The sequence below is a fragment of the Nocardioides sp. genome, assembly GCF_031397825.1.
GTDB lineage: Bacteria > Actinomycetota > Actinomycetes > Propionibacteriales > Nocardioidaceae > Nocardioides.
The window spans coordinates 1-6,825 of record NZ_JANNML010000142.1 but is presented as its reverse complement, the minus strand read 5'-3'; the positions used below and the strand labels follow the sequence as shown (position 1 = coordinate 6,825).

General features: G+C 72.1%; 6 protein-coding genes. All 6 read left to right on the top strand.

Annotation, left to right across the window (positions count from 1 at the left end):
* Positions 1-1,366: arginine--tRNA ligase (gene argS / locus RMN98_RS12470; RefSeq protein WP_309649135.1), on the top strand; the 1,366-nt coding region annotated here is incomplete at its 5' end.
* 7 nt (positions 1,367-1,373) lie between these two features.
* Positions 1,374-2,777, top strand: a complete 1,404-nt coding sequence (lysA, locus tag RMN98_RS12465; RefSeq protein ID WP_309649134.1) for a diaminopimelate decarboxylase — start codon at positions 1,374-1,376, stop codon at positions 2,775-2,777.
* Positions 2,770-4,077, top strand: a complete 1,308-nt coding sequence (locus RMN98_RS12460; protein WP_309649133.1) for a homoserine dehydrogenase — start codon at positions 2,770-2,772, stop codon at positions 4,075-4,077. The genes lysA and RMN98_RS12460 overlap by 8 nt, the downstream gene beginning before the upstream one ends.
* 5 nt (positions 4,078-4,082) lie before the next feature.
* Complete coding sequence (thrC, locus tag RMN98_RS12455) at positions 4,083-5,153, top strand: threonine synthase (RefSeq protein WP_309649136.1); 1,071 nt, start codon at positions 4,083-4,085, stop codon at positions 5,151-5,153.
* An 11-nt stretch (positions 5,154-5,164) separates the two neighbouring features.
* A complete protein-coding gene (thrB, locus tag RMN98_RS12450; RefSeq protein ID WP_309649132.1) occupies positions 5,165-6,073 on the top strand; it encodes a homoserine kinase in 909 nt (302 codons plus the stop codon).
* Between the two features lie 249 nt (positions 6,074-6,322).
* Positions 6,323-6,825 (top strand): Rho termination factor N-terminal domain-containing protein (locus RMN98_RS12445; RefSeq protein ID WP_309649131.1); only part of this gene is annotated, 503 nt, incomplete at its 3' end.

Sequence of the window (6,825 nt, the reverse complement as noted above, 5' to 3'; positions counted from 1 at the left end):
CCTCGTCGCGCAGCAGGTCGTCGCCGCGGGCGCGGCGTACGGCGCCACGGATGCGTTCGCCGGCGAGAAGATCAACCTGGAGTTCGTCTCGGCCAACCCCACGGGCCCGCTGCACATCGGCGGCGTGCGGTGGGCCGCGGTCGGTGACGCCCTCGGTCGGATCTTCACCATGACCGGCGCCGAGGTCACCCGGGAGTACTACTTCAACGACCACGGTGCCCAGATCGACCGCTTCAGCAGATCCCTGCTCGCGAGCGCGCAGGGCGAGCCGGCGCCCGAGGACGGCTACGGCGGGCAGTACATCCACGACATCGCCACGGCGGTCCTCGAGCAGCGGCCCGACGCCCTCGACCAGTCGCCCGAGGACTCCCTCGAGGCCTTCCGCGAGGTCGGCGTCGACATGATGTTCGCCGAGATCAAGCAGAGCCTGCACGACTTCGGTGTCGACTTCGATGTCTACTTCCACGAGGACGAGCTGCACAGGAGCGGGGCAGTCGCGCGCGCCGTCGAGCGCCTGACCTCCCTCGGCAGCACCTACGAGAAGGACGGCGCCCTCTGGCTCGCCACCGAGAGGTACGGCGACGACAAGGACCGCGTGATCATCAAGTCCGACGGCGAGGGTGCCTACCTCTCCGGTGACCTGGCCTACTACCTCGACAAGCGCGAGCGTGGCTTCGACCGCTGCTTCATCATGCTCGGGGCGGACCACCACGGCTACGTCTCGCGGATGATGGCGATGTGCGCCGCGTTCGGCGACAAGCCCCACGAGAACCTCGAGATCCTCATCGGGCAGATGGTCAACCTGCTCAAGGACGGCGAGCCGATGCGCATGTCCAAGCGGGCCGGCACCGTGGTGACCATCGACGACCTCGTCGACGCGATCGGCGTCGATGCCGCGCGCTACGCCCTCGCCCGCTACAGCAGCGACTCCAACATCGACCTCGACCTCGGCCTGTGGACCAAGGCGGCCGGCGAGAACCCCGTGTTCTACGTCCAGTACGTCGCCGCGCGCACCTGGCGCCTGCTCCACAACGGCGCCGACCTCGGCGTCCTGCCGGCGTCCGACGACTTCGACCCGAGCCTGCTCTCCCACGAGAAGGAGGGCGACCTGCTGCGCGCGCTCGCGGACTTCCCGCGCGTCGTCACCGCTGCCGCCGAGCTGCGCGAGCCGCACCGCGTCGCGCGTTACCTCGAGGACACGGCCGGCTCCTTCCACCGCTTCTACGACAACTGCCCGGTCCTGCCCAAGGGCGACGAGGAGCCGACCGAGCTGCACCGCGCCAGGCTGCTGCTGGTGCAGGCGACCCGGACGGTCTTCGAGAACGGCCTGGCGCTGCTCGGCGTCACCGCACCCGAGCGGATGTGAGCCCGCGATGACGCACGAAGCAGGCTGGGCGCACGCGCCCGGCGCCCTCAGGCTCCCGTCCTGGCTGCGTGAGCCGACCGACCCCAACGAGCTGGTCCCGCTGCTGTGGTCGAGCACCACGCGCAAGGTCGAGGGCGACCTCACCGTCGGGGGCGTGGCCCTGGCCGACCTCGCCGCGGAGTTCAACACCCCGGCCTACGTCCTCGACGAGGACGACTTCCGGGCCCGGGCACGCGCCTTCCGGGACGCCTTCGCCGACTACGACGTCTACTACGCCGGCAAGGCGTTCCTCTGCACGACGATCGCCCGCTGGGTGGCCGAGGAGGGCCTGCACCTCGACGTCTGCTCGCCCGGCGAGCTCGCCGTCGCGCTGCGCGCCGGGGTCGACCCCGCCCGCATCGGCTACCACGGCAACAACAAGTCCCACCCCGAGCTGCGTCGCGCCGTCGACGCGGGCGTCGGGCGGATCATCGTCGACAGCTTCACCGAGATCGCGCGGCTCGCCCAGGTCGCGACCGACCTCGGCACGACGACCTCGGTGATGATCCGGGTGACCGCCGGGGTCGAGGCCCACACCCACGAATACATCGCGACCGCCCACGAGGACCAGAAGTTCGGCTTCTCGATCACCTCCGGCGACGCCCTCGAGGCCGTACGCCGCGTGGTCGCGGCCGAGGGCCTCGAGCTGCTGGGCCTGCACTCCCACATCGGCAGCCAGATCTTCGACTCCAGCGGCTTCGAGGTCGCGGCCCGCCGGGTGCTCGCGCTGCACGCCCGGGTCGCGAGCGAGGTCGGTCTGACGATGCCCGAGATGGACCTCGGAGGTGGCTTCGGCATCGCCTACACCACCCAGGACGACCCGTCGGAGCCCGCGCAGCTGGCCATCGAGATGAGCAAGATCGTCGAGCACGAGTGCCGCGCGCTCGGCATCGAGCAGCCCCGGCTGTCCATCGAGCCGGGCCGCGCGATCGTCGGCCCCTCGATGTGCACCGTCTACACCGTCGGCACGGTCAAGCCCGTCGCGCTGGACGGGGGCGCCGTGCGCACCTACGTCTCGGTCGACGGCGGGATGAGCGACAACATCCGCACCGCCCTCTACGACGCCGACTACTCCTGCACCCTCGCCTCGCGCGTCTCGCAGGCGCCCCCGATGCTCGCGCGCGTCGTCGGGATGCACTGCGAGGCCGGCGACATCGTGGTCAAGGACGAGTTCCTGCCGTCCGACCTGACGCCGGGTGATCTACTGGCGGTGCCCGGCACGGGCGCCTACTGCCGGTCCATGGCCTCCAACTACAACCATGCGCTCCGGCCCCCGGTGATCGCGGTGAAGGACGGGGTCGCACGCGTGGTCGTGCGGCGCGAGACGATCGATGACCTGTTGGCGACGGATGTGGGTGCGGTAGATGGATAAGCGGTCATTGCGGGTCGCGGTGCTCGGGTGCGGCTCGGTGGGCTCCCAAGTGGTGCGGCTGCTCCAGGAGCAGGCCACCGACCTCGAGGCGCGCGTCGGTGCGCGGGTCGAGCTCGCCGGGGTCGCCGTACGACGGATCGACGCGGCGCGCGACGTCGACGTGCCCGAGGGACTGCTGACGACCGACGCCGCGGGCCTGGTGGCCCGCGACGACGTCGACCTGGTCGTCGAGGTGATCGGGGGCATCGAGCCGGCCCGGTCGCTGATCCTCTCCGCTCTCGAGCACGGTGCCTCGGTGGTCACGGCCAACAAGGCCCTGCTCGCCGAGGACGGCCCGACGCTCTTCGAGGCGGCCGAGAAGGCCGGTCGCGACCTCTACTACGAGGCCGCCGTCGCCGGTGCCATCCCGATCCTGCGACCCCTGCGCGAGTCGCTCGCCGGCGACCGGGTCACCCGGGTGCTCGGCATCGTCAACGGCACCACCAACTTCATCCTCGACAAGATGGACTCCTCGGGAGCCGGCTTCGCCGAGGCGCTCGAGGAGGCCCAGGAGCTCGGCTACGCCGAGGCCGACCCCACTGCTGACGTCGAGGGCTTCGACGCCGCGGCCAAGGCCGCGATCCTCGCCTCGCTGGCGTTCCACTCCCGGGTGACCGCCTCCGACGTCTACCGCGAGGGCATCTCTGAGGTCACCGCCGCCGACGTGCAGTCCGCCCGCGACATGAACAGCGTCGTCAAGCTGCTGGCCATCTGCGAGCTCCGCGCCGTCGCCGGGGGGGACGACGCGGTCTCCGTGCGCGTGCACCCCGCGATGATCCCGCGCTCGCACCCCCTCGCGAGCGTGCGTGAGGCCTACAACGCGGTCTTCGTCGAGTCCGAGGCTGCCGGCCAGCTGATGTTCTACGGCCCCGGGGCCGGTGGCTCACCCACCGCCTCGGCGGTGCTCGGCGACCTGGTCACCGTGGCCCGCAACCACCTTGCGGGCACCCGCGGGGTGGGGGAGTCGGCCTACGCCGACAGGGCGGTGCTGCCGATGGGCGAGACCCGCACCCGCTACCACGTGGCGATCGACGTGGACGACCGCGCCGGCGTGCTGGCCTCGGTGGCCCTCGCCTTCGCCGAGCACGGCGTCTCGATCCAGACGGTGCGTCAGGAGGGCCGCGGCGACGACGCCCAGCTCGTCGTCGTCTCGCACGAGGCCACCGACGCCCAGCTCAGTGCCACCGTGGAGCACCTGCGAGGCATGGACAACGTCCGCGAGGTCACCTCGGTGATGCGGGTCGAGGGAGAGACCGAGTGAGCACCGTGACCCGCACCCACCAGTGGCGTGGCGTGATCGAGGAGTACCGCCCGCTGCTCGACATCCCCGAAGGCACGCCCGCGGTCACCCTGCGGGAGGGCGGCACGCCCCTGGTCTTCTCCGAGTGGCTGTCGGGCCTGACCGGTGCCGAGGTCTGGCTCAAGGTCGAGGGCAACAACCCCACCGGCTCCTTCAAGGACCGCGGCATGACGACCGCGATCTCGGTCGCGAAGGCCGACGGTGCGGAGGCCGTCGTGTGCGCCTCGACCGGCAACACGTCGGCGGCGATGGCCGCCTACGCCGCCAAGGCCGGGCTCAAGCCGCTGGTGCTCGTCCCCGAGGGCAAGATCGCGGCCGGCAAGATGGCCCAGGCCATCGTCCACGGCGCCCAGGTGATCATGGTGCGCGGCAACTTCGACCACTGCCTGACCCTGGCGCGCCAGCTTGCCTGGGACTTCCCGGTCGCCCTGGTCAACTCGGTCAACCCGGTGCGGCTCGAGGGCCAGAAGACGGCCGCCTTCGAGATCGCCGACTTCCTCGGCGACGCGCCGGACTACCACCTCCTGCCGGTCGGCAACGCGGGCAACATCGCCGCCTACTGGCTGGGCTACACGCAGTACCGCTCGCTCGGCATGACCACCCGCACCCCGGTGATGCGCGGGTTCCAGGCCGAGGGCGCCTCGCCCCTCGTGACCGGTGAGCCCTTCCCCGACCCGGAGACCAAGGCGACCGCGATCCGCATCGGCAACCCCGCCTCGTGGAAGCTCGCGGAGGCCGCGCGAAACGAGTCCGGCGGGCGCTTCGCAGCCGTCAGCGACGACCAGATCCTCGCGGCCCAGCGCGAGCTCGCCTCGCGCGACGGCGTCTTCGTGGAGCCGGCCTCCGCCGCCGGCATCGCGGGGATCCTCCAGGAGCTCGCCGCCGGGGAGTCCTACGCCGGCTCCACGGTCGCCATCACGGTGACCGGCCACGGGCTCAAGGACACCGCGACCGCGCTGGAGGGCGTGGGCGCGCTCGTCGACACCGTCATCGACGCCGACGTGACCGCCGCGGCCCAGGCCGCCGGTCTCGCCTGAGGAGGCGAGGGGTGGTGACGTTCGTCGACGGACCCGTGCGCGTCTCGGTGCCGGCGACCTCGGCCAACCTCGGCCCGGGGTTCGACTCGCTCGGCCTCGCGCTCGACCTGCGCGACCACCTCGAGGGAGAGGTCGTCGCGGAGGGGCTGGTGGTGGAGGTGACGGGCGCCGGAGCCGGCGCCGTAGCCCTCGACGAGACGCACCTCGTGGTCCGCTCCATGCGCGCGGCGTTCGACCGCCTCGGTGGTCAGCCGCCGGGCCTGCGACTCTCGTGCACCAACGTCGTGCCCCACGCCCGCGGCCTGGGCTCCTCGTCGGCCGCCATCGTCGGCGGCGTCTTCCTGGCCCGCTCGCTCGTCGCCGGGGGAGCGCTGCTCCTCGACGACGACGCGCTCTTCCGCCTCGCCGCCGACCTGGAGGGACACCCCGACAACGTGGCGCCGGCGATGCACGGCGGCTTCGTGATCTCAGGTCACCAGGACGGGGCCTTCTACGCCGTCGACTCCTCGGTCGACCCCCGTGTCAGCGCCGTCGTCTTCATCCCGCCCACCCCGGTCTCGACCGAGGTGGCGCGCGGGCTCCTGCCGGCGCAGGTGCCCCACGCGGAGGCGGCGGCCGACGCCGGGCGTACGGCGCTCCTCGTGGCCGCGCTCGCCGGTAGCCCCGAGCACCTGTGGCTGGCCACGCGCGACTACCTCCACCAGGACTACCGTCGCCCGGCCATGCCGGAGTCCCTCGAGCTCGTCGACCGGCTGCGCGCCGGCGGCGTTGCCGCCGTGGTCTCCGGCGCCGGTCCCACGGTGCTGGCCTTCAGCGACGGCGTGGACGGTGTCGGCACCGAGGCCCTCCTCGGTCGGGCTCCCCGGGACTGGCAGGTGCTGGCGCTCGCGGTCGACCGCGACGGCGTACGACTCGCCTGAGCGGACCCGCCCGTGAGGGCGCGATCGCAGTGATACATTGACCGCGCGTCAGCCCCTCTCGACGCAGCCCCTTCGTGTGACCACGGCCCCAGGGCAGTCGATCCGCGAGGAGCACCCACCCTTCCTTGGCTCGTGCGGAGCATCCGCACGACCCGTCGGCCTCCTGTGTGAGCGACGACGAGGCAGGGCCCCGACATGCAGCCGTGGGTGATCACCCAGTGCGGCACTGATCCGTGGGAAGGACCTCACGTGACCGAGACCATCGATTCCTCCACCGCCCCTGACGCTGCTGCGTCGGCTCCCAAGAAGCGCGGTGGCGGGCTCAACTCCCTGCTGCTCGCCGACCTGAAGTCGATGGCCGGCGGCATGGGCATCGCCGGTGCCAAGACGATGAAGAAGGCCCAGCTCGTCGACGCCATCAAGGCTGCCCAGTCGGGTGCGCAGTCGGGTGCGCAGTCGGGTGGCCCGTCATCCCCGGTCAAGGCCGAGAAGCCGACCGACAAGCCGGCCGACACCCCGGCCGAGGAGTCGGCCGACCAGCCCCGGGCGGACAAGGCTGCCGAGACACCCGACGCCTCCGCCCCTGTCGTCACCCGGACCGAGCGGACCCGCCGCACCCGGGACCGCCAGCAGGACCGTGAGGAGCCCGCGCAGCGCGACGGTGACCGCGAGGCGCAGGCCAAGCGCGACCGCGAGGCGCAGGCCAACCGTGACCGCGAGGCGCAGGCCAACCGTGACCGCGAGGCGCAGGC

Coding starts and splice junctions, on each gene's coding strand:
- lysA (WP_309649134.1), top strand. CDS start 1,374: ATGACGCACGAAGCAGGCTGGGCGCACGCGCCCGGCGCCCTCAGGCTC.
- RMN98_RS12460 (WP_309649133.1), top strand. CDS start 2,770: ATGGATAAGCGGTCATTGCGGGTCGCGGTGCTCGGGTGCGGCTCGGTG.